This window comes from Clostridium sp. (assembly GCF_018372875.1).
Classification (GTDB): Bacteria; Bacillota; Clostridia; order Clostridiales; family Clostridiaceae; genus Clostridium.
The window spans coordinates 16,639-40,002 of record NZ_JAHAIF010000024.1 but is presented as its reverse complement, the minus strand read 5'-3'; the positions used below and the strand labels follow the sequence as shown (position 1 = coordinate 40,002).

The following is a 23,364-nucleotide window of genomic DNA, read 5'->3' as shown; positions in this document are numbered from 1 at the left end:
CATAGCAAAGGAGAATCCACCTAAACCACAAGTTTCTTGACCAACAACACCATTGTTTAAACATATTTTTTCATCAATAGCTCTTTGTTTATTCAAACCCGGACGAATTTGCATAAATAAGAAATCAGCACCTTTTAAAGCTTCATCAACATTTGTTGTGTATGTAACGTTTACTTTAGAGCCTAATTCCTTATAATACATTTTCGTATATTGTCCAAGCAAAGAAACTCTTTCTTCATCAATATCATATAAAACTAAATCACTTAAGTTTAATTCTTTTGCACGCTTTCTTAAAACTTCTAAAATACCAGGTGACTGAGTAGAACCGCCACCAACCATTACAAATTTATTACCCATTTTCTATCTTCCTCCAATTTTCAAAAACTATTTCTTACTTTATACATGTACTTTTTTTAAATAATCTATATAAGCTTCAACTTTTTCACGTTCTTGTTCTACACCCATACCAATGACGATTTGGATGTGTTTACCTTTATCAACAATTCCAGAAGACTTTACCTTTTCTTTTAATACTTTAATGTCAACTTTATTTTCATCTTTTACATCAACACGTAATCTTGTGTAGCAATTAATGATGCTTTCAATATTGTCTGCACCACCTAAACCAGCAACGATATTTTGAATTTGTGGTTCAAATCCTGAATCAGAATTACCTACAATGGAATCAAGGACTGGCTCACTTACAACCTCGGCTCCTTCACGTCCTAATGTTGGAATATTTAATTTCACTATTAATTTTTTAAAGACAAAATACTCTAAAACAGCAGTTACTATAAAGATTACTGGAATTAAATATTGATGACCTAAACGTGTTGGAATTGCAAAACTATTGATAATCATATTTATTCCTGTATCAAACTGAATAGCAATACCTACTAGGTTTGTAATGAATAAACTCAATCCATATACTACAGCATGTGCTACCCATAAAACTGGTGATAAAAACAAGAATAAAAATTCTAGTGGCTCAGTAACACCAGCCAAGAAAGCTGTAGTTACAGTTGGAATTAAAATTGTAGCAACCTTCTTCCTATTTTCTGGACGTGCTGTTTTCCAAATTGCAAAGGCAATACCAATTGGTAAAGAAATTGAACCAAAGTTTGATAGATAACCTATCGATGGATGCATTGTTGTAATTTGACTTGCATTTCCTAATTCTGCTAACCAGATATTAAATGCACCGTTATACGTTTGACCAGCAATTTCTGCGATACCACCAAGTGGAGTATAAAAAATTGGCATCCACAAAAAGTGATGTAAACCTACTGGTAAAAGGAGACGATTTAAGAACCCATAGAAGAAGAACCCTACTGATCCCGCAGTTGTAGTTGTTTTAACCACTCCTTCAACTGCTGAATTAACCATTGGCCAAACATAAGTAATTCCTATTGCAAACAGAATTGTTGCAAATACGATTAAGATGTAAACAGACTTTGTACCAGCATATGGTGACAAATACTTATGCAGCTTAATCTCTCCGAATTTATTGACCATCCATCCTACGAACACACCTAAAGATATTCCTAGAAAAACTCCCATATCAGTTACTTGAATACCAAAGACCATTCCTTGTCCAGTACCATAAAGTCCTTGTTCTCCAGCAACAGCCAAGCGATCCGTAATTGTTAACCAAGAATTATTTGCATATAAAAATATTAAAAATGTAATAATTCCTAAAATTGCCGCATCTGTTTTATATTTTGGTTTTGCTAATGCTGCAGCAATTCCTACACAAAATATAACACTTAGTTGACCAATCATACCACCAGATAAAATATTAAAGATAAAATCCCCAATATTTTTTGTGAAGGTTGGCATAAATTCCAGTTTTAAAATTGCACAAACTGATAAAATAATTCCAGTCACCGCCATAAACATTACTGGCTGAATAATTGCTTTTGAAAAAATACTAGCTGATTTAACAAATTTCTCCTTCATATATATGTCCCCCTTTAATAGTATTAATTTAATTATTACAACTTTTAAAAAAGTTAATAATCAACAAATACTTATACATTTTTGTAACTACATGTAACAATCTGATTATCTGCAAATAGTTGCTTAATTTGTGAGTCACACAAAATTGATACTTCCTTCATCCTTTGAATATTGAATGAAGAATTGAAATACAGAATCTCATCTACATAAGCTGGATGAACCATAAGCTCTGTTATCTCATTATCCTCAACTTGATCAAGGACTGCTTGAACTTCCTCGAAACATCTAATTCGGTTTTCTTCAAAAGGTATTGTTAAGTCACGAATTGCTGAATGATCCATTAAATCTAGAAACCCCTTAATTCCCTTCTGAACAGGTAACTCTATATTTTCTTCTAACTCAAAAACATTTCTAAAACACAAATGATATTTATCTGCAATTCTTTTCGTTATCTCCAAGTTTTCAGGAAATGTATGGGCATGATGATGACTATCCAAATGAGTCAGCTTAAGTCCATGATCCATTAAATAATCTATTTGATGAGACCATTCCTGAAAAATTTCTTCATCACACATTTCATTACGATGTTTTTTATATTCAGCTAGACTATAAAAATCTCCGTTTTCATCTATGAGTGACTCTCCTTTAGTTAAAGGTTTTCCACAAGTTAAAACAAGATGACCTCCTACTCCAAGATCTGGGTTTTCCTTAGCAAGCGTAATAGCTTCATCACATCCTGGCATATTTGCCATTAAAGTTGTAGAGGTCAGAATCCCTTCTTTATAAGCTTTTATGATTCCTAGATTGACCGCTGAAGAGTATCCAAAATCATCAGCATTTATAATTACTTTTTTCATAATCTCCCTCTTTCATTAAAGACGATCTTTTAATTTAAAGAACAATAAAATCTAGATTTTATTAAGCTATTCTTTTATAACAGCTCAACATATTTATTAAAGAAACTATATTCATACAATTGTATTTGCTTTCTTTATGTTAATAGTATATTATATAAAAAAAACGTAAACAACGCTTATACACTAGTATGGCTACGTTTTCATTTTATGAATATATTTTCACAGGAGCGTGATATTATGTCCAAAATTTACTATTTAAATCGTTTGTTTCCCAACAGTAACTTTCGCGATGAAGATGAAAAAATAATAGAGAGCATTATAGAATCAATTAAAAGCAAAGCCATCATCGACATTCGTACTGTTGCACAAATGAACTATACCTCACAATCCTCAATCAGTCGCTTAGCAAAAAGAGCAGGCTTTAATAATTTTAAAGAACTCATTTTTTTCCTTTCAAAAGAATTTTCACATAGGTCTACAAATCAATTGGAATACTTGCCTTTTGTGAGTGTAACTCAAGACTGGGATCAAATAGATAGTTATTTTAATGATGCTTTTTCTAATAAAAAAATCTACTTGTTTGGTGAAGGATTTTGTCAAAATCTAGTTAATTATACTTATCGTAAATTACTCTTAAAAAAAATTTATGCTATTGATTTAGAAGGTGTGGAAATCAGTTTGGTGTCAGATCAAACACCATATACCTTAATTACATTTTCTCAATCAGGCGAAAACAAAAACGGTTTGCTCAAAATGGATGAATGTAAGATTTATGGTGGTAAAGTTATTGCTTTGACAGCTACAGAACACAGTAGCTACACTGCCAAAAGTGACCTTTCCTTCATTGTAGAAAGTGGAAGCACTGGTATAGATCATGAAAATCAAAATTTAAATTACTTTTTTGGTAACTCTTTAAATTTAATGGAGTACCTTATAAATCGTTATACAAAAGCATAAATCTTTTTGATTTATGCTTTTTCAGTTTGTTGAAAAAGGGACTATATCCAAAAAAATTTGATACAGCCCCTTTTTTATTTACTAAAGGTATTTTTTGAAAAACAATATTAATTATATTTTGATTTATGAAATATAGTATTCATAAATCAATAAATGAACTAAAAAGTAGGGTATTTCTACTTTTTTAGATAATATTCTTTGATGCAAATATGTGTCAAAAATATAAATATGAACATAATTGATTCTATAAAATGTTCTATAAACGTTGTATTTTGAGAATTAATTAAAACTCCAATCGATGTAAATATTTGAAATAACATAGTTATTAAAAACGCCTTCATATCTGTGTTCTTAGGATTTTTGACTAATTGTAAAATGAAATTGAACTAAAAAATAAAAGAAGGATAATAAACCTATCCTTCTACCAACATAATCAATCTATATATACTTTTCTAATTCCTCTGACTTCTTATAAGATTTTTGTATAATCTCATTTGGATATCCGATATACTCTAAAAGTCTTATGGCATTTCTAGTTTTAGAAACCCCCTTCTTTAATTTGTAATCAAAGCTTAATCCTGTATTATCATCTATATCTTCGCTGAAGTAATAGAATTCATACTCATCTTTAAGCATATCTGTTAATTCTCTGTCATGAGTAGCAACAATTGCAATAGCATTTCTTTCATTAATATAACTTAATATCTCTGCTGAAGAGGATATTCTTTCAATAGGATTTGTTCCCCTAAAAATTTCATCAATTGGACAGAAGACAGTTACGTCCTTTTCTAAAGCTTTAATTATCCTAAGTATTGACTCTGCTTCTGCCAAATAATAACTTTTACCAGCATTTATATCATCCTTAGGAGCAATAGATGAAACTATATTTAAAAAACATCCCTCATATTCTTTAGCCATAACGAAATTCATAGTTTGAGCTAGAACTATATTTGCCCCAAGCATTCTTAAGAAAGTAGATTTTCCAGACATATTTGTACCTGTAAGGACTATTCCTTTACCATCAATACTTATTGAGTTAGGCACAGGCTTTTTTAAAACAGGATGTACCCCATCTATAACCTTTAATTTATTTTCATTAATGAATCTAGGTTTTGATAGTTTACTTTTATTACAAGCCTTATAGCTAGCTATAGCTGTTAAAGCATCTAATTCACCTATTAAATAATAAATTCTATATATTTCACCTGCATTTTCTTCAATTTTGTCACTTATTTTATAGAAAGTAGTTTCTTCTAATAAAAAAGGTATTGATAATAACTCAAGTACTCCTCCAAAGGCATTAATAAATTTTATCACTGTAGTACCCTTTTTTAAATAACTAATATTCTCTAAGTTATACTTTAAGTTTTCAACATAGTGAGATATCTTAGGGTCTTTAATTTTACAGATCTTTTCACTAGTTATAAATAAATCACTTAAATAACTTAGTCCATGAGACTTAATTATCTCCCTCTCTTTTCTATTAATCTCTATATTTACAAATACACTTACTAATAATAAAAGATTTAGTCTAGGTTCTTTAAAAATAAAGGCTAAAGCAATTAATGCTATAGGAATAAAATTTCCTAGAACCTTATATAGCCAATACTTTTGCTTATTTACAGGTAATTTATCAGATATCATTTCTAACAATCTATTTTTCTTATCATGCCCTAACTTAAATAAATTAAATCTTATCTCTGTAGTTAAATCTTGATTTTCTATAAAATAATCTATTAATTCACTTCTTTTATTAAGTTTCTCCTCACTCATTAAGGGATTTCTAAAAATAGAATACAATACCTGCTCTCCAGGAGTGGAATATGTTTTATCTATCTCCTCATATATATCATTCATACTTAAGTCATTCCAAGTTTGATCATCAATAGAATATTCATTTTCTTCACTAATATCACTTAAACCCCTTATTTTATCAAACTCTCTTGTTTTATTTTGCTCCTTCAAAAAGTCAACTCTTACATCATCTTTTAAGCTCATAATCACCCCTCCAATTTACTACATTATCACATAAAAAAATGCACTTAACAATATCTTACTTATATAAAGCAAAAAGATGTAGAAAAATCTACACCTTTTTACGAAACACTGCAAACGATATAACATTATAAAATTATCTTGCCCGTTTGGGGAAACAGGTACTTAATCCTGGGAGAATTAACTACAACGCAAGATTAATTTTATAATTCAATTATATAGTAATTTTTCCCAAACGCAAGTAGATAAAAGTCCCTTTTTTTTAGGACCTTTTTCCTTTTTTCTATTTTGTACATACTCTTCTATTATAATATTCCTCTATACTATTATTTATGGCAAAGATAGTAGCATGAACCCTATCTTCAACTCCTATCTTTTTAAATATAGTTGTTACATAATTCTTTATTGTTTTTTCTGATAAATATAACTTTTCTGCTATATCCTTATTTTTAAGTCCATTAGATATTTCAAGTAAAATTCTAAGTTCTCTATTAGTTAATGAATCAAGTAAATTATTTCTCCCCTCAATATTTACATCATTAATAAATGAATCTATCAATGATTTATCTATGTATTTTCCACCAGCATATACTGTTCTAATAGCATTAGTTATTTCGCTTCCAGCTGATTCCTTTAATACATATCCTGAAGCATCAAAATCCATTGCTTCCCTTATTTTTCTTCTTTGTTTTTCAACTGTTAAAATAATAATTTTTATTTTTTCACACTTTTTCTTTATGATTTTTAAGGTTTCTATTCCATCTAAACCATACATATTTATATCTAAAAGAACAATATCAACATCTAATCCTTCTATTTTCCTAATTAAGTCCTCTCCACTACTACTTTCTACTACTATGTTTAAATCATTTTCATAACTTAATATCTTGCTTAAGCCTTCCCTAATTAAAGCATGATCATCAGCTATTGCAATATTAATCATCTATAATACTCCCCCTAAAATAGGTAACCTTATCTTATACCTTGTCCCCTTATTCATTCTAGAATTAATGTCGACCTTACCACCTAATCCTTCTACTCTATCTAATATCCCTACTATTCCATATGATATTTTTCTTAGTTTTGATTCATGTACAACCTCATCTAAATCAAAACCTATTCCATCATCTATAAAATTAATAAACAAGTACTCTTTTCCTTTTTCTATTAAAATATCTACATAATTAGCCTTAGAATGCTTCTTTACATTACATATAAGTTCTTGTACTATTCTATAGACACCTATTTCTATAGTATCATTACATTTATCGTAATTTAGCATCTTAAACCTTATATTTACGTTACTTTCATCTGAAAAAGTATCAATTAAATCTTGAATGGATTCCTCTAAAGTTTGCTTTTCTAAATATGGTGGTCTTAAGTCAAATATAATTCCTCTTACTTCTATTAGTGCTTTTTTTACTGTACTTTTCAACTCATCCATTTCTTGGAGTCCCCTCTCCAAGTCTTCTATCAATATTTTCTTGCAAAAGTCTATTCTCATTATTGAACTTGCTAAATATTGAGCTGGCCCATCATGAATATCTCTTGCTATTCGTCCTCGTTCTGCTTCCTGTATTTCTAATACCTTTATAACCATTTCTTGATTATTCTTTTCATTTATACTAGCAACAGTTTTGCCTAAATCACCACATAAATAATTTAAAACTACGTTTACTTGACATACAACACTTTCAGCTTCTTCAATGTTTTTAAGATAGTTTTTTAATGATATCTCAAGTTTGTCCCTTTTTACTCTTAATTCACGCTCTTCTTTTTGTTTTGTTATATACCTCACTTTAGTTTCAAGAGCTTCGTTATAAACTTCCTTTACTACTTCATCAGATACATTTAAGTTAGCTGAAACCTTAGCTAGTTTCTTTCTCATCTCCTTATCCTTTTTTTCTAATTGATCTACCTCTCTAATTATCTGCTTTAGATTAAATAAAATTATCTCTAACTCATGCTTTTGATTTTCAAACTCATTTTTTAAATTCTCTGTGATATTAAATATTTTATCTTTACCTTGATTTATTTCTTCTATTACTTTTTCTAAAATTAAATTTATATCTTTTATACCATTACCCATTACATCCCCCTTATTAAGTAATAACATCCTCCAACATAAAATATTCAATATTTTACCTAAAACTCCTTCTTTTTATATAAAATTATATATTTTTACATATTTACCCACCAAATTTATAGCTTTGAGATTTTATACTTTTCTATACATAAATAAAGACTGCTGACACTTTGTCAACAGTCTTAAAATAAAAACTCCCAAGAGTGAGTTTTTATTTTTCATTATCCTTTATTATCTTGTTAATAATGTCAACTCTCTCTTCTCCAAGAACTAATGATACCTTTCTATCAACGTTTCCATTCTTAACTAATCTCTCTTCATTTACTTCTATCATTTTTAAAATCTTTTTTTCTAATTCTTCATAAGACATTAGATCTTCTAAATAAGTATCAATTGCATCTTTTACTGCTGTAGCTAACTCTTTAGGATTTCTATAACTAACTCTCATCTTTAAGTACTCCTTATAATTTAATGTAACTTTCACTTAAAGTTTATCAACTGGATAATAAAATTGCAACACTTAAGATTTAATATAGATTTTTTATCATTTTATATACTTACTTTACATATATTTTTATAAATAATATTAATGAGGTGATTTTAAAATGAGTGAAACTAAAGTTTATAAGACATTAAATATATCTCTTCAATCAAAAAGGTATACCATAGTTCAAGACATTATAAATAGCTGGGATAATAATCTAACTAAAAGTGAAATTGTTTGTGAAGGTATTCTAGCTATGTACAAAATTAAACAGATACCTTGTTTAAAAGATATAGTTAACCTAATAATTAATAAGTGTGAACCTTTAACCGATATAAATGATAATGAATATTTTCTTTCTATTAACAAATCAATTATCAATTATTTTCAAGATACGTATTCCAAAGATCCAGAAATAGCAATGACTAAGGAATCAAATGAATTAAATAATTATAAAAAGCTACTTAGCTTAATTATTGAATATGATCCAACTCTTGCTATTAAGCTTATAAAGAAGCTAGATAGTTAAAAGAGGATAGACTAGGATGAAAGAAATCATCTTAGTCTATCCTCTTTTATAACAAGTGAGTTATTAAATTAAACCTTCTAAATCACAATGAACTTCTTCTTTAACCTTGTCCCATTTAACTAAATATCCTTGCCCTTTTGAGCAAAAAATTGAGGTAGATGTGTATTCTATATCTGCATCTTTATTATATCCTCTATTTTCTATTACATCTTCCCAGTTATGACACTTATCGTATCCATTATATATAAGACTAATACTACCTTTTCCCTTTGTAAATGCATTAAATTCATTACTATAATCCATAAATGTAGATACTGGCCCTCTCCCCTGTATAATTACCTTATTTTCATTTTGTTCTGGGGCATTAAAGCTTCCACTTAATCTTTGTATATCGGAAATAATTCTCCCCATGTATTCTATATCTGCACTAATTCTAAACCTATAGTATGGCTCTAAAAGAATATTTTCCACCTGTTCTAGCCCTTGTCTTATTGCTCTATAAGTAGCTTCTCTAAAATCTCCTCCACTAGTGTGCTTCAAATGAGCTTTCCCTGTTAATAAGGTGAATTTTATATCAGTAATTGGAGAACCTGTAAGTATTCCTCTGTGCTCTCTTTCAAATAAATGTGTTTTTATAAGATTCATCTGTCCTATATTTAAATTATCACTATGACACTTATTTTCAAATGTTATTCCTTTGTCCCTAATATTGGGTTCCATTAATAGGTGAACTTCTGCATAATGTCTTAATGGTTCAAAATGGCCTGATCCAATAGCCTTTTCTGTGATACTTTCTTTATATAAAATATTACAAGGACCAAATTCAATATCTAAGTTAAATCTTTCCTTAACTATTTCCTTTAAAATTTCAGTTTGAATCCTTCCCATTATATGAACATTTATTTCTTCAAACTCTTCCACCCATGTTACATTTAATAAAGGGTCTTCACTATTTAAAATCTTGAAATAACTAAATACTTCTTTAGCATTTATATCATCATTAAATATTACCTTTGATACCATAATTGGAATAAAATCATATTCTATATTTTCTTTCTTATATCCTATAGTCTCACCTGGATATAGTTCTGTAACCCCTGCAACTCCAAATATATCTCCAGCATCTACAGAATCAACACTCTTAAATTTTTCACCATTATAAATTCTAATATTACTAACCTTATCTTTTTGGTCTTTATATTTAATTTCATCTCTTACTTTAAGCTTCCCATTAGTACATTTAATAAATGTTATTCTTGTTTTATTATCTTTATCATATTTCACCTTATATACAGTACCTTTAAATTCACCTTCATTATTATAGTTTGTATATGTTAGATTATCTAAAGCATAGATAAACTCCTTCATACCTATATCTTGTAAAGCTGAACCTGAAAATACTGGGTAAATTCTACACTCTTTTATTTGATTTCTTAAAGCCTTAATCCATTCATCTTTACTATATTCACCATTAAAATATTTTTCAATTAACTCTTCATCATTTTCTGAAATTTTTTCAACTATCTCTTCACTTAGCTCCTCTTCTAAACTATTTTCTATGAAACAAATTTTATTAGAAAAGTTAGTTTTTATTTCTTTTATAACCCTCTCTACCTCTGCCCCTACTCTATCTATCTTATTTATAAATATAAATGTAGGAACCTTATTTTTCTTTAATATATTCCATACAGTTTCTGTATGTCCTTGAATTCCTTCTACTGCACTAATTATTAATATGGCATAATCCAACATTGATATAGTTCTTTCCATTTCTGTAGAAAAATCAACATGACCTGGGGTATCTAACAAATAATATGTAGATTCACCAATGTTAAATACAGCATCATGAGAAAATACAGTTATACCACGTGCTCTCTCTATATTATGATTATCTAGATATGAATTTTTGTAATCAACTCTTCCTCTAGTTCTTATACTGTTTGTATGATAAAGTAGTTGCTCTGAAAAAGTAGTTTTTCCCGCATCTACATGTGCTAATATTCCTATAGTTTTCTTCATATGATATATCCTTTCTTTTATTACTTAATTTTATTATACAAAAAAATAATCCTAGTTTGAAAACCAAACTAGGATTATTTACTAAAAACTACTTATTTTCATCTATTAATTTTAAAATAGTTTCTTTACATCTTGATGCATGACAGAATCCAGTACCTGCTCCTGTCTTTTCACTTACTTCTTCAAAAGTTTTTGCACCATTCTTTATTGCTTCAACTATTGTTTCTTCTGAAACACCTTTACATAAACATACTATATTTGACATATGCTCAACTCCTTTTCTATACATATAATTTCTACAAAAAATTTTATTTTTATTCTTCTATAGATATTGCTGCTACTGGGCAGTTTTCACACGCTTCTCTTACAGCATCTTCAGTTCCATCTACAACTTCACCTGCAACTGCTATTCCAGTATCTAATGAGAAAACTTCTGAGCATGTTCCTTCACATAAACCACATGATATACAAATATTTTCATCAACAAATGCTTTCATAAAACTTAAACCTCCAAAATAACATCTATAGCATTCCAAATCCGAGTAGAATGCTCAACTATATTATCAATTAATAATCGTTGTTTGTCAATAGTTTGTATCATTCTACTTCTGAAATTAGAGGATAATGATCTGAAGGATACTTTCCATTTTCATTATATGTTAATATTTCAGTGTTTTTAATTGATAAATTATCTGTTACAAAAATATAGTCAATATGAATGCCTTTACTTTTCCCTTTAAACTTACTCATTGTAGTATGATTATATATTTCTTTTTTATAGTCCTGAACTGCTACAAACTTTTTGTTGTTATAGTTATATTTTCTTATTTCTTCTATAACTTTAGAATTTGGTGATGCATTAAAATCTCCCATAAGAATAGTTGGTAAATTTTCTTTATCTTCTTCATTTTCAATAAAACTTAGTATCTTCCTCACTTCATATACTCTTGATTTTGTAAACAAAAAATCCAAATGAGAATTACATATTCTATACTTATTCCCATTATCATCTCTTATCACAGCAGCTGTGCATATTCTAGGAAATACAGAATACCATCTAGAGCTACTTACTTTTTGTGGAGTATTAGAAAGCCAGAAAGTTTTATATTCTTCTACATGAAATTCTCTAGAGATAAATATATCATTTCTTTCTACAAACATTTTTTTACTTCTTGGAGTTCCGACCACATAATATTCATCTAACGCATCCACTAATTCTCTATGCATAACATTTGTTAACTCTTGCACTCCAATAATATCAGGCTTATATTTCTTTATAATATTTATTACCATATCTTTTCGATTTGTCCATCTGTTATTAATATCTAAAATAAAATCACATCTTAAATTAAATGTCATTATTCTCATAAGAAAACCTCTTTTAAAAAATTATTTTTACAGCACAATTTTTACTTAAGTGCATAGTATAAAGTATAGTTAAAAGGGAGTAGTTATAACTATAGGGTCAACATACTGGTCGTTAGCGCCTGGCCTTATAACCCATTGGGTAACGAGACTTTTAGCACAATCTATTTAGGTTGTGTTAAAAGTCTTTTTTAATTCTTTAATTGTTTATTATACTTACTACCTGTATTTATCCCAAGTTATTTTAGATATAGGTATTTTAAAAATTTATCCCTAAATAATAATAAAAAGTGGTAGACTCCCTACCACTAATTTTTTTTTCTATCTTCACCTATATGCTCTATTCTATATCCAATTTCTTTATTAGCATGTCTATATCCTTCTCTTATCATATCTTCTTCTGAAATACTGCTATTTAAAGAGTCTAAGGTTAATTGATATCCAGATTTATAATACTTTTCTAATAAAGATTTTTCAATATCTTCTTGACTTCCTATAGAATAATCATGCAAAATATGTTTAACCTTAAATCCTGCATCTCTTAGGGATCTTCCAACCAATATTGCTCTATGGCACCTTATTGGATCTTGCATCGCTCCAAGCAATGCAATTCTATATCCTTTTTTACAACCATTTCTTAATCTTTCCAATCCATTTATAAAGTCTTCTTCCTGAACTACTTTCTCAAAATCTGAATACCCTTCATCATTGTAAGAAACTTTATTTATACGCTTAGCAGCTAACTCTTTTGCCATATAAATATATATAAAACCTTCTCTTTCAAGAGTTTTTTGTATAGTTTCTTTATTATATTGGATATTATACTTAGAATAAGGAGTACCTCTAATATCTACAACACAATTAATATTATAACGTCTTAGCATATCTATTAATCTGTCTACATCATAATTTGAATGACCTATTGTAAATATCTCCATACTAAAGACTCCCTTCTTTATATGATTACAATCTATTCTACTTGAGTTAATAGTCTTCTAGTTATATCTTTAAGTTTTCCTTCACTAAACTCTTCATGAACTATAACAATTATTCCCCTTACATCATTATCGCTTTCATCCCATTTGTAGCTTTCAACATTAATAACAGAATCATCTGGCATGAACTCCTCCAAATCTGTTCCAAGTTCAGTAAATAATCCTAATAATTCTTCAAATAGTTCATCTTCTGTTAGTTCATTAATATCATAATCATCTGATAATATTTCCTTTAAAATATCAACAGATAAACTTAAATTTAAAGCTACTACATCTTCTCTCTTACTTCCTTTAGACATATCCTTTAAAATTTTAAAATTGCTATTTTCTTCAATTAATTTCTTAAAATCTAAACTGTCTACAACTCTATTTCCAAATGCTACGTACATATTAATTACTCCTTATTTATGTATATTTGCCATTTCAATATAATGAACGGAAGATTCTTTTATAGATTTTATTTCCTCTTCACTTAACTCTCTTACTACTTTTGCTGGACTTCCCATACAAAGTACACCTGATGGTATTTTCTTATTTTGAGTTACTAAGCTTCCAGCTCCTATAATAGTATTTTCTCCAATTTCTGCTCCATTTAATATTACAGAACCCATACCTATTAAAACATTATTAGAAATTTTACATCCATGTATAACACAATTATGTCCTATAGTAACCTCATCACCAACTATAGTTGGAATTCCAAAATCATTATGTAATGTACTATTTTCTTGTATATTAGTATTTTTACCAATTATAGTTTTATCCATATCACTTCTTATACAAACCCCATACCATATAGATGCATTTTCTCCAATTACCACATCTCCAACAACTGCTGCATTTTCTGCAACAAAACAACTTTTATGAATATTAGGTATTTTTTCTTCAATTCCTTTTATCATGTTTTCCTACCTCTTTTATTTTTTTCTTAATTATATTACCACAAATTTTAATCTTTTATCTATATATTGTATAATTAAAATATATTTATAAAGTGCTGGGAAAATTTATGAGAAATATTTTAATTGTTACAACTTCAACTCTAATGAGTAACTATGAAATAGAAAAGTATTATGGATATTGTGAATACGTAAGCATTGTGGATATCCAGTAAAAATGGATAGACAAGGTTCTTTCAATTGTAATTATGAAAAGAGAATATCAAATCTTAAATCAATCTATGAAATTCTAACAAAATATTATACATCCTCATAACCTATATAAAAAAGGTGGAGGATATTTATTTTGACCGTTCCATCACAAACTCCAAGTCACATCAAAACAAATATACCTCCACTCCTACTAAAGGTAATATAATTTTATTTTTTATTATATATCATAAATATCAGAAAACTCTATATTAATCTTTTCTTGTATTGCGGTCTCAGCAGCTCTATTATCATCATCATGACACACATCATCCCTAACTAAATTAGGAATTTTAAATAAAAATATACTTCCCATTTCTGAACTATCTTCTAACATAACTTCCCCATTATGTTTGCTAATTATATCTTTAACTAAAGCTAACCCTATTCCACTTCCTTCTCTCTCCCTACTAAATGATTTATTGCTTTGAACAAATCTTTCAAATATTACATCCTTTAAATGCATAGGTATACCTATTCCTGTATCTTTCACTCTTACATATACCCAAGTTTCATCCACTTGAATATCAACGAAAATCTCGCCCCCCTTAGGAGTAAATTTAACAGAATTAGAAATAAGGTTTAACATAACTCTTTCTATATTTTCAGGATCACATCCTACTATTAACTCTTCTATTGAAGTGTCAAACATTATATTTATATTTTTTTCTTCAACATATGGAGCAGTAGATAATGTTATATTTTCAATTAGACTAATAATATCTACATTCTTAATTTTTATTTGCATTACACCTGTATCTATTTTAGAAATATCTATAAGATTATTCACCAATCTTAACAATCTAAATGCATTTTGCCTAATAGTTTTTTCATATTTAATATAGTATTTAGCTAAAGATTCATAGCCATTCTTTTTTTGATTATTTAACAACTGAAGACATGAATAAATAATATTTATAGGCGTGCGAACCTCATGAGATAAGTTTGCAAAAAACTCTCCTCTTATCTTATCATATTCTTTAATTTCGTTATACTTCACTTTTAGGGACTTTAATTCTTCCTTCATTTCTAAACTTCTAGATACAACAACATATGCTTGAAAGTCACTACTAATTCGTCTAAAAACAGATTCTACCCTTATACTTTCACCATTCTTGCATAATATTTTATGTTTTATTATATCACTATTTTTAATATTATTAATCCCAAATACTTCTCCATCATATTTCTTGAAAAACTCACCATAGTTATGCCCTACTACCTCCTCTACTTTAAAGCCTAAACTTTCTATAGCTGAGGTATTAGCAAAAGTAATTCTTCCACTTATATCAATAGTAATAATAAAATCTAATATATTTTCTGTTACACTCTTAAGCCTATTTTCACTTATTTTCAGCTTATATATAGCCTCACATTCATCAGTTTTATCTATAAAATTTCCTATTATCCAATTTGAATCATCTGTTACTATCTTTTGAAGGTGTACCTCATAATACTTCTTCAAATCACTAAAATACAGTACATTTGAGTAAGTGCCCTTTAACTCAATTATCTTTTTTATATCTTTAGAAATTTCTTTATCTATGTTAAATATAGACATTTTCTCCAATCTATCATACTGGTCTTCTATAGTTGTGCCCTCACCAATAACTCCTCTTGCCAACTCGTTTGCATATACAATTTTATAATTATCGTTGTATACTAAAATGTTACTTTGTAAATTTTTTTCATTTGCAGCATAAAAAACATTTAGATTACGTTTCAACTTCTCAGATTCTTTAATTCTAAAAATCATTTCATAGAACAAACCTATTATTATTACTAAAAAAGCAACAAATGTTAATACATATCCAAACAAGTTTATATTACCAGGTAATTTATTATACAATACAAAAATATATAAATTCTTTACAGTTAATATATTTATACTTGCTCCAAATATAGAATAAATAATTCTTTTTGTTTTTATACTATTATTAAATAATACAAAAACAAGTATAAAGTGGAATATGATTAATCCACAAATTAAATAAGAAAATATTCTTTCAATTACTACATCTTCATAACTTATTACTTTACCTATTTCTGCAAATATTATTGATATGGATAAAATAGATACAACTATACAGGATAATAACTTATTATTTAATATACACTTAAACAATATATTATTTTTATATACTATAAAAGATAACAGAAAACCTTCATACAAATATATAGCAGTTATTGTTATAAATCTATCTCTCATTTCTATTCCCCAATAACTCCCAAATGTATTAATTACAATAAACTCAATGGTCACCATTGTATATACTTGGCATATTATAAATATATCATCTTCTTTATAGATATAGTAAAATGTATAACAGCATATTAATGAGAATACAGCCAATATTATGTCACCATTTATTATAAGCCTCTCTATATTAGATTCTTCTATTACTTTTGCATTACCCAAAAACAATGTTAATATTGCCACCAAGTTAAAACAGATTATGGTAAAAACAATTGAATATATTGTCCACTTAACGCCTATATTATCTTTATTCCTCATCTCATTTAAAAACATATATTCCTCCACCTCCTTTTTCTATTTAGTAAACTTAAAATTCATATTTGTAATTTCATATCTTCCATTATTAACATTTATCTTAAAGAAAGACTTTCTTTTCTTATTTTCTTCTATAAATGAATTATAAAATTCCTCTCTATTTATACTTTTACAAATAGATTTTAAGTTCTCCAGATTCCACCTATAATAATCCCTTTCTACACTTTTTAATACTTCCTTCTTAGAAACATTCTCAATAATTGGACCACCTAAATCCCTTTGCAAACTAAAAAGAGTTTTATTATTAGTTCCTCCATCTAAAATACAAAAATAGCCGTAATCTGTAGTGCTTCTAATTAGTCTTCCATAAACTTGTTTAACTTTTATACAAAGTTGCGGATAGTTAACATATCTATAATCCTTATTTCTATAATTAACTATTGCTTTTAACAATGGATCTTCAATAGATTTATTTGGTATCTTATCTAGAATTACTGCTGTTAATGCATCTCCAGGTAAATCAATTCCTTCAAAAAAGCCCTTACTTCCTAATATAATAACCTGTCTATCTTCATCACTTAAATATCTTATAGCCTTTTTATTTGAATGTACCTCTATTTTACTTCCTTTTACAAGTTCATTAAGTCTATCCTCAACAGCTTGTTTTCTTAAATTATTAGTAAATAGCACTAGTATATGACCATTTAGCTTCACAGCCATTTCATATACAAATTGAGCAGAATTTTCTATAAAATCTCTACTATTATACTTTCCAATATCCTTTAAAGTAATTATCCTAGTTCTATCCCTTAAATTAAACGTAGGTGGAACCACCCACTCTTTTGCTTCTTCCTGACCTAATATAGACTTAATCCTTGAAAATGAATTATTAATTCTAAGTGTTGCAGACAAGAATGTAACACTTTTTACATCTTTTAATATCTGTTCATTAAATAATTCATCTACGTTTAATGGTATATTTCTTATCCTAAAATAACTATTATCTTTTGATACCTCAAACTCTTTTGCGATATTTCCTTTTCCTTCTGACTGTTCTATAAATGAATCTAGAGTATCAAAGGAAGACTTTAGTTTTAAAATATAGTTTGTCACCATCCTATATTCATGTTCCTCCTTACCCTCCTCCCCCTCTAAGGTTATGTTATTAAAATATTTATTTAACACTGAATATAAAGCATATATATTTTCTTTTAACTTAGATATATATACATCTAATCCCTTCAGCTTTTCCTTAATATGAGATTCAGCTAAGACATATTCTACCTTAAAGTTATATTCATCATTAGGTAGATCTACATTATTTAAATAAGCCAATATACCTTGAATATCTAAATTTATTTGTGATACCCAATACTTCAATTTATCTAAATCTAGTACTTCCCTATATCCTAAAGATGCATTTAAATAATTTAAAATTCTAAAGATAGAAGGTTCCTTTCCATATAAGTACTCTAGTTGTTCATCTAACCCTTTAGATTCAAATTCATCTGCAAAAAAGTCATAGCACTTATCCATTAAATTATGAGCCTCATCTATTATAAGATGAGTAATCTTTTTCTTTTCACTATATGGCCAACTAGCAAGTAAAGAATGATTTACAACTGTTATATTTTCTTGCGGCAATTCATTATACCTATTTCTTAAATAGCACTTTTTGTAGCATCTATCTAAGTTACACTCATCACTATCACACAAAAACTTATTTATATCCCCATCTAAATTAAAATAATTAAAGGCAAACTGAGATACTTTTTCAACATCCCCATACTCACCATCTTCACATAGTCTTTTTAAAAAGATTTCTCTTAAATCATCTATTAAGTTACCAGTGACTTCACTATTTTTAGCTAATCGTTCTGGACATAAATAATTACCTTTTCCTTTTATATATCCAAAATTTATCTTATCACTTAACCCAAGCATTTCTAATATATTAGGAATATCCCTATCTATAAGTTGATTTTGTAACTCCTTAGTATCTGTAGAAATAATAAAAGATGCATCTTCAACCTTATATGTATTTAAGTTCTTATAACATTGAAGTATTGCTATAAGCAAATATGCAAAAGTCTTACCACTTCCTGTTGGTGCCTCTATAAATATACGTTCTTCCTTTTCAATGGTTTCTCTTATCTTAAATGAAAACTTCTCTTGCTCTTCTCTATACTGATAATTGAACTCACCGCCTCTATCCCATATATCCTTCCTTCTTAATAACTTTTCAAATTCATTATAAGGAATTTTCTTCTTATTAGCTTTAATTTCAACTTCTTGTTTTTTATCATATTTAACATAATTAAATTCATTATAATTAAAAAATAGTGGCCTCTGTAAATATTCAGCCCATCCCCATTTTTCATGGATGTTATAATCAAGTTTTAATATATTATATAAGCTAATTTTTTTCTTATTATATCCTTCTTCCTTATCCCACAATCTACATAAAAATGCATTAAGTACATAAAGGCTATTTTTTGCTTTATTTATATTCTCAAAATCAATTGATGTAACTTCTTTTATTAAACTTATAACTCTATAATCTCTTCTCCAAGGTTCTAAAATAGAACAAAGTTCCCTTAAATCTAAAATTTTATTATCTATATCACTTATATATTTTTCTAAAAGTCTTTTGGTAAATGATGCATCCTCACATATTATTGGGAGCACTTCTATAAACGATATTAACTTTTTTACATCTTGTACTTTATTCTTGAAGGAAGTAGAGAAAAGTTCAACATTACCTTCTTTTACTTTTACTCCATCTATTCTTATTATTTCTGAATACAATGGATCGAAGGTTGTAGCATCAATATAAAGATATACTACATTATTTAAAATACTATTATCCATAACCCTACTCCTTTCTTTATACATACGTTAGTATTTTACAAGAACTACTTAAATAAGTAAAATATTATTTTTTAACAAAAAAAGTGGAGTGGATATTCATTTTGCTTGTTCCGTCGCTACACTCCAAGTCACATCAAAACAAATATCCCCCCACGCCTACTGAATGTAAGGAAATTATAAAATTATTATCTTTTATTCTATATTTTCTTATATGAAATTTTAATAAACCCTTTGATTTATAGAAAATTAAAATTTTATATTTTCCTAGACGCTAAAAAATAGTCCTATCAAAATTTGATAGAACTATTTCTCTAATAAAACTACTTTACTAAATTCTTTGTATCTCTTGCTATAACTAATTCTTCATTAGTTGGTATAACAAATGCTTTTACTGTAGAATCTTCAGTAGAGATTTCTCTTACTTTTCCTCTTACATTATTCTTTTCTTTATCAACCTTAACTCCTAAGAATTCTAAACCTTCTAGGCAAGCTTCTCTAGTTTCAGGACCATTTTCTCCAACACCAGCTGTAAATACTATAGCATCTACACCACCCATAGCAGCTGCATAAGCTCCTATTTGTGTTCTAATTCTGTAGTGATATATATCTAAAGCAAGTATAGCTCTTTCGTCCCCTTTAGCTGCTGCATCTTCAATATCTCTAAAGTCTGAACTTACACCTGAAATTCCAAGTACACCTGATTTCTTATTTAATAATGTATTTACATCTTCAGCTGAATATTTTAATTCATTTATTAAATATAAAACTATTGCAGGGTCTATACTTCCTGATCTTGTTCCCATTACAATACCATCAAGTGGTGTGAATCCCATTGTAGTATCAATTGAAACACCATTTTTAACTGCACATAAAGATGCACCATTTCCAAGATGACAAGTTACTATCTTAAGATCTTTTATATCTTTACCCATAACTTCTGCAACTTTATTTGATACATACATATGTGAAGTACCATGGAATCCATATTTTCTTATTCCATTTTCAGAGTATAATTCATATGGTAATGCATAAAGGAAAGCTTCCTTTGGCATTGTTTGATGGAATGCTGTATCAAATACTGCTACCATTGGTGTATTTGGCATTAACTCTTCACATGCTTCTATACCAATCATGTTTGGTGGGTTATGTAATGGAGCTAACTTATAGCACTCTTCAATTGACTTCTTAACTTCCTCAGTTATTAATACTGATGAAGCATATTTTTCTCCACCATGAACTACTCTATGACCAACTGCAGTAATTTCATCCATTGACTTAATTACACCATGTTCATCATCAACTAAAGCCTTTAATACTATTTCAATAGCTTCTTTATGATTCTTCATAGGAGTTTTAACTATATACTTATCTTTTCCTTCAACCTTTTGTGTTAAAACTGACCCTTCAATTCCAATTCTTTCAACTAATCCTTGTGCTAGTGAGTTCTCTGTTTCCATATCAATTAATTGATACTTTAAAGATGAACTACCACAATTAATTACTAAAACCTTCATGTTCAATTCCTCCAACTTCATTATCTTTTATGCTATAAAAGCATTAAATAATTATTATTTCTTATAATGACACATATCTAAAATACCACTTATATTCTTGACATAATATCATTAAATAATTCACTTTTAAATCGTTTCCACCAATGTAAAATATATCCTAATAATTACTATTAACAATATATTTATAATAATGGCTAAAACCCCTGTAGTCAACAGTTTTAACCCGTTTTTTCATGTTAAGTTTTTAACATATATAGAACACTACTTTTAAATATAATTTTATTTTAATTATAAAAAATCCCCAATGCCACTGTGGAGCCGTGGATTTTTTTCACCTATATTCATAAGTGATATACCAAATTTAAACTTGGTAAATAGAACTTACTCATTAGAGCTTCTGAATCTTACCTATGGAAAATATTGCATAGCATTTTATTCTTTAGGAAGAAATTTAACTAATATATGAATAAACAGTTAAAGTTATCCTCATTTAATAATAAATATAATTTCCTAAAGAATTAAAAAAGAGAGTGGCTAGCACTCTCTTTTAAAAGCATCTTATTATTCAGGTAATGACCTATGCCCTATTCCTATTACAACTTCATCTAAATGCAATAACCCAATGCTTAAAAAAATACATACAGAAATATGTTCTCCTTTTCTTGCTATACCTATTTTTCCACCTACATTTTGTGCATTTGCCCTATTACTTACTTGCATTAATGCATCTCTAGTTGCACCTATTACTGCACCTTCATGAAGATGTTCATCTCTAATTAGGTTATTCCTTTTAGATGCCACTAAGGCTCTTTCAAGAATTTTATGAATTGATTCATTAATATTTCCACCAACATTAACTGCCGTAACCTTTACGCCTTGCTTAAAATAACTTTCTTTTAAAATTTCTTCCTCATCTCTATTACTAATTGCCATTCTGGTAGCAATTCTCGCAACTTCTGTACTATTTTGATTTGCCATTTTATATTCTCCATCCTAAGTATAATATTTTTTATATAACTGATAATGAAAAAACTGTACATTCTTCTATTGCTAAGAAAACATTAATTTCATCACTTACATTTATATCAATTAAATCAGCCTTTAGCTCCTCAACATATTTATTTAGTAATAAACCTAAAGAAATTATTATCCTTAAATCTCTATGCATAAAATATCTATATTCCTTAGTATTTTTCAAAGAATTATAAATATCCTTTAATTCTACACAAAAACTTTCAGGATCTTCTACTAACATAGTAGCTAGTCCCAATAATGGATATGCCTTACCTGGGATTTCGAATAGCTCTGATTTTATATTACATATTATATTTAATGCTTTTTCAACCTTTGTTTCAACATCATCTTCATCTATCATAAGTAATGTTGAAAAACTTTTTATATCTACAGAAATTTCTCTTCCTGTTACCTTCAATATATTTTCTATTTCTGTAAGTTCTTTTGTTATTCTATAAATACTTCTATTTGTACATGATAAATTTGCATAACTTATATAATCATTATCTTTTAGACTACTATTTATATCAATTATTCTATTGATTCTATTGTCTAATTCTTTACCAGAAAACCTTTTTGCAAGCATTAATGATGCAAAAGCAGCTTTCTTATTTCCTTTAAATCCATTTTGGATTAATCTTTCATATACATATAATGTATTATTAAACACTTGTACATAATCATCCCTATCATCTAACATAATAGAGCAGATTTTATTAAATACCCCTTTAAAAGGATAAGGTAGTTTTCTACTATCTAAATACTTTCTAACTTCTTTTATTTTCTCTAAAGAAAACTCTTTATCTGTCCTAACATATAGCAATGCCTCAAAGTGATTAAGAAGATTTCCATCCCACCTTAATGCCTTTCTAATATCATTATAATTATCAGAAAGTAAGTCTACCTTACTCCTCAGCTCAACGTCCATATCATCATCCTTTTTTATTCTTATATATTTTCATTATAATAATACCATATATTTGATAATATTTGAATTTTATATTTTTAATATTTTATTAATAAATCTCTTATAAATTAAAGAGGATAAGCATATTAAAT

General features: G+C 27.9%; 20 protein-coding genes and 1 pseudogene. 2 read left to right on the top strand and 19 right to left on the bottom strand.

All coding sequences use genetic code 11. From position 1 onward, the window contains the following. The 3 genes and pseudogenes from KIB46_RS09415 to KIB46_RS09405 all read right to left on the bottom strand — a co-directional run. Nucleotides 1-357: pseudogene (locus KIB46_RS09415) on the bottom strand (6-phospho-alpha-glucosidase); the annotation flags it as partial. Nucleotides 358-396: 39 nt separating this feature from the next. Next, a complete protein-coding gene (locus KIB46_RS09410; RefSeq protein WP_291671531.1) occupies nt 397-1,959 on the bottom strand; it encodes a PTS transporter subunit EIIC in 1,563 nt (520 codons plus the stop codon). Nucleotides 1,960-2,030: 71 nt separating this feature from the next. After that, the gene (locus KIB46_RS09405) at nt 2,031-2,816 is read right to left on the bottom strand and encodes a carbohydrate deacetylase (protein ID WP_156558756.1); all 786 of its coding nucleotides are present in this window, start codon (nt 2,814-2,816) and stop codon (nt 2,031-2,033) included. Between the two features lie 237 nt (nt 2,817-3,053). On the opposite strand from KIB46_RS09405, the gene KIB46_RS09400 reads away from it, so the two are divergent. After that, nucleotides 3,054-3,773 carry a MurR/RpiR family transcriptional regulator gene (locus tag KIB46_RS09400; RefSeq protein ID WP_291671530.1) on the top strand — a complete coding sequence of 240 codons (720 nt, stop codon included), beginning with the start codon at nt 3,054-3,056 and terminating at the stop codon, nt 3,771-3,773. A 438-nt stretch (nt 3,774-4,211) separates the two neighbouring features. Here KIB46_RS09400 and KIB46_RS09395 read toward each other — a convergent pair whose 3' ends face one another. The 4 genes from KIB46_RS09395 to KIB46_RS09380 all read right to left on the bottom strand — a co-directional run bounded on the left by KIB46_RS09395 (nt 4,212) and on the right by KIB46_RS09380 (nt 8,302). Beyond that, complete coding sequence (locus tag KIB46_RS09395) at nt 4,212-5,771, bottom strand: DNA mismatch repair protein MutS (protein WP_291671529.1); 1,560 nt, start codon at nt 5,769-5,771, stop codon at nt 4,212-4,214. Between the two features lie 280 nt (nt 5,772-6,051). Next, nucleotides 6,052-6,711, bottom strand: coding sequence for a response regulator transcription factor (locus KIB46_RS09390; protein ID WP_156558753.1), 660 nt, complete (start codon nt 6,709-6,711; stop codon nt 6,052-6,054). Then, nucleotides 6,712-7,857: a sensor histidine kinase gene (locus KIB46_RS09385; protein WP_291671528.1), complete on the bottom strand. Its 1,146-nt coding sequence runs from the start codon at nt 7,855-7,857 to the stop codon at nt 6,712-6,714. It lies immediately after the preceding gene. Between the two features lie 208 nt (nt 7,858-8,065). Next, entirely contained in the window at nt 8,066-8,302 is a 237-nt protein-coding gene (locus KIB46_RS09380) for a TIGR04540 family protein (protein ID WP_291671527.1), read from the bottom strand. Between the two features lie 157 nt (nt 8,303-8,459). Between KIB46_RS09380 and KIB46_RS09375 the strand changes: the two genes are divergently transcribed. Beyond that, on the top strand, nt 8,460-8,867 hold the full coding sequence (locus KIB46_RS09375; protein WP_291671526.1) for a hypothetical protein: 408 nt from the start codon (nt 8,460-8,462) through the stop codon (nt 8,865-8,867). A 63-nt stretch (nt 8,868-8,930) separates the two neighbouring features. Here KIB46_RS09375 and KIB46_RS09370 read toward each other — a convergent pair whose 3' ends face one another. The 12 genes from KIB46_RS09370 to KIB46_RS09315 form a co-directional block, all read right to left on the bottom strand. After that, entirely contained in the window at nt 8,931-10,886 is a 1,956-nt protein-coding gene (locus KIB46_RS09370) for a TetM/TetW/TetO/TetS family tetracycline resistance ribosomal protection protein (protein ID WP_291671525.1), read from the bottom strand. 88 nt (nt 10,887-10,974) lie between these two features. Continuing rightward, on the bottom strand, nt 10,975-11,151 hold the full coding sequence (locus KIB46_RS09365) for a (2Fe-2S)-binding protein (protein WP_156558748.1): 177 nt from the start codon (nt 11,149-11,151) through the stop codon (nt 10,975-10,977). Between the two features lie 49 nt (nt 11,152-11,200). After that, nucleotides 11,201-11,383, bottom strand: coding sequence for a ferredoxin (locus KIB46_RS09360; protein ID WP_027097417.1), 183 nt, complete (start codon nt 11,381-11,383; stop codon nt 11,201-11,203). A gap of 100 nt (nt 11,384-11,483) precedes the next feature. Then, on the bottom strand, nt 11,484-12,254 hold the full coding sequence (locus tag KIB46_RS09355) for an endonuclease/exonuclease/phosphatase family protein (RefSeq protein ID WP_291671524.1): 771 nt from the start codon (nt 12,252-12,254) through the stop codon (nt 11,484-11,486). Between the two features lie 305 nt (nt 12,255-12,559). Continuing rightward, complete coding sequence (locus KIB46_RS09350) at nt 12,560-13,189, bottom strand: DUF488 domain-containing protein (RefSeq protein WP_291671523.1); 630 nt, start codon at nt 13,187-13,189, stop codon at nt 12,560-12,562. Nucleotides 13,190-13,221: 32 nt separating this feature from the next. Further along, nucleotides 13,222-13,635: a hypothetical protein gene (locus KIB46_RS09345; RefSeq protein WP_156558745.1), complete on the bottom strand. Its 414-nt coding sequence runs from the start codon at nt 13,633-13,635 to the stop codon at nt 13,222-13,224. Between the two features lie 12 nt (nt 13,636-13,647). Next, the gene (locus KIB46_RS09340) at nt 13,648-14,148 is read right to left on the bottom strand and encodes a gamma carbonic anhydrase family protein (RefSeq protein ID WP_156558744.1); all 501 of its coding nucleotides are present in this window, start codon (nt 14,146-14,148) and stop codon (nt 13,648-13,650) included. 427 nt (nt 14,149-14,575) lie between these two features. Further along, complete coding sequence (locus KIB46_RS09335) at nt 14,576-16,924, bottom strand: ATP-binding protein (RefSeq protein WP_156558743.1); 2,349 nt, start codon at nt 16,922-16,924, stop codon at nt 14,576-14,578. A 21-nt stretch (nt 16,925-16,945) separates the two neighbouring features. Continuing rightward, the gene (locus tag KIB46_RS09330) at nt 16,946-19,777 is read right to left on the bottom strand and encodes an ATP-dependent DNA helicase (protein ID WP_291671522.1); all 2,832 of its coding nucleotides are present in this window, start codon (nt 19,775-19,777) and stop codon (nt 16,946-16,948) included. A 320-nt stretch (nt 19,778-20,097) separates the two neighbouring features. Continuing rightward, a complete protein-coding gene (locus KIB46_RS09325) occupies nt 20,098-21,291 on the bottom strand; it encodes an acetate kinase (protein ID WP_156558741.1) in 1,194 nt (397 codons plus the stop codon). A 561-nt stretch (nt 21,292-21,852) separates the two neighbouring features. Continuing rightward, complete coding sequence (locus KIB46_RS09320) at nt 21,853-22,269, bottom strand: HutP family protein (RefSeq protein WP_156558740.1); 417 nt, start codon at nt 22,267-22,269, stop codon at nt 21,853-21,855. A 31-nt stretch (nt 22,270-22,300) separates the two neighbouring features. Continuing rightward, complete coding sequence (locus KIB46_RS09315) at nt 22,301-23,233, bottom strand: DUF4003 family protein (RefSeq protein ID WP_291671521.1); 933 nt, start codon at nt 23,231-23,233, stop codon at nt 22,301-22,303. Nucleotides 23,234-23,364: the final 131 nt, after the last annotated feature.

Excerpts from the sequence above, each read along its gene's own strand:
- KIB46_RS09410 (WP_291671531.1), bottom strand. The coding sequence starts at position 1,959 with ATGAAGGAGAAATTTGTTAAATCAGCTAGTATTTTTTCAAAAGCAATT.
- KIB46_RS09405 (WP_156558756.1), bottom strand. The coding sequence starts at position 2,816 with ATGAAAAAAGTAATTATAAATGCTGATGATTTTGGATACTCTTCAGCG.
- KIB46_RS09400 (WP_291671530.1), top strand. The coding sequence starts at position 3,054 with ATGTCCAAAATTTACTATTTAAATCGTTTGTTTCCCAACAGTAACTTT.
- KIB46_RS09395 (WP_291671529.1), bottom strand. The coding sequence starts at position 5,771 with ATGAGCTTAAAAGATGATGTAAGAGTTGACTTTTTGAAGGAGCAAAAT.
- KIB46_RS09390 (WP_156558753.1), bottom strand. The coding sequence starts at position 6,711 with ATGATTAATATTGCAATAGCTGATGATCATGCTTTAATTAGGGAAGGC.
- KIB46_RS09385 (WP_291671528.1), bottom strand. The coding sequence starts at position 7,857 with ATGGGTAATGGTATAAAAGATATAAATTTAATTTTAGAAAAAGTAATA.
- KIB46_RS09380 (WP_291671527.1), bottom strand. The coding sequence starts at position 8,302 with ATGAGAGTTAGTTATAGAAATCCTAAAGAGTTAGCTACAGCAGTAAAA.
- KIB46_RS09375 (WP_291671526.1), top strand. The coding sequence starts at position 8,460 with ATGAGTGAAACTAAAGTTTATAAGACATTAAATATATCTCTTCAATCA.
- KIB46_RS09370 (WP_291671525.1), bottom strand. The coding sequence starts at position 10,886 with ATGAAGAAAACTATAGGAATATTAGCACATGTAGATGCGGGAAAAACT.
- KIB46_RS09365 (WP_156558748.1), bottom strand. The coding sequence starts at position 11,151 with ATGTCAAATATAGTATGTTTATGTAAAGGTGTTTCAGAAGAAACAATA.
- KIB46_RS09360 (WP_027097417.1), bottom strand. The coding sequence starts at position 11,383 with ATGAAAGCATTTGTTGATGAAAATATTTGTATATCATGTGGTTTATGT.
- KIB46_RS09355 (WP_291671524.1), bottom strand. The coding sequence starts at position 12,254 with ATGAGAATAATGACATTTAATTTAAGATGTGATTTTATTTTAGATATT.
- KIB46_RS09350 (WP_291671523.1), bottom strand. The coding sequence starts at position 13,189 with ATGGAGATATTTACAATAGGTCATTCAAATTATGATGTAGACAGATTA.
- KIB46_RS09345 (WP_156558745.1), bottom strand. The coding sequence starts at position 13,635 with ATGTACGTAGCATTTGGAAATAGAGTTGTAGACAGTTTAGATTTTAAG.
- KIB46_RS09340 (WP_156558744.1), bottom strand. The coding sequence starts at position 14,148 with ATGATAAAAGGAATTGAAGAAAAAATACCTAATATTCATAAAAGTTGT.
- KIB46_RS09335 (WP_156558743.1), bottom strand. The coding sequence starts at position 16,924 with ATGTTTTTAAATGAGATGAGGAATAAAGATAATATAGGCGTTAAGTGG.
- KIB46_RS09330 (WP_291671522.1), bottom strand. The coding sequence starts at position 19,777 with ATGGATAATAGTATTTTAAATAATGTAGTATATCTTTATATTGATGCT.
- KIB46_RS09325 (WP_156558741.1), bottom strand. The coding sequence starts at position 21,291 with ATGAAGGTTTTAGTAATTAATTGTGGTAGTTCATCTTTAAAGTATCAA.
- KIB46_RS09320 (WP_156558740.1), bottom strand. The coding sequence starts at position 22,269 with ATGGCAAATCAAAATAGTACAGAAGTTGCGAGAATTGCTACCAGAATG.
- KIB46_RS09315 (WP_291671521.1), bottom strand. The coding sequence starts at position 23,233 with ATGGACGTTGAGCTGAGGAGTAAGGTAGACTTACTTTCTGATAATTAT.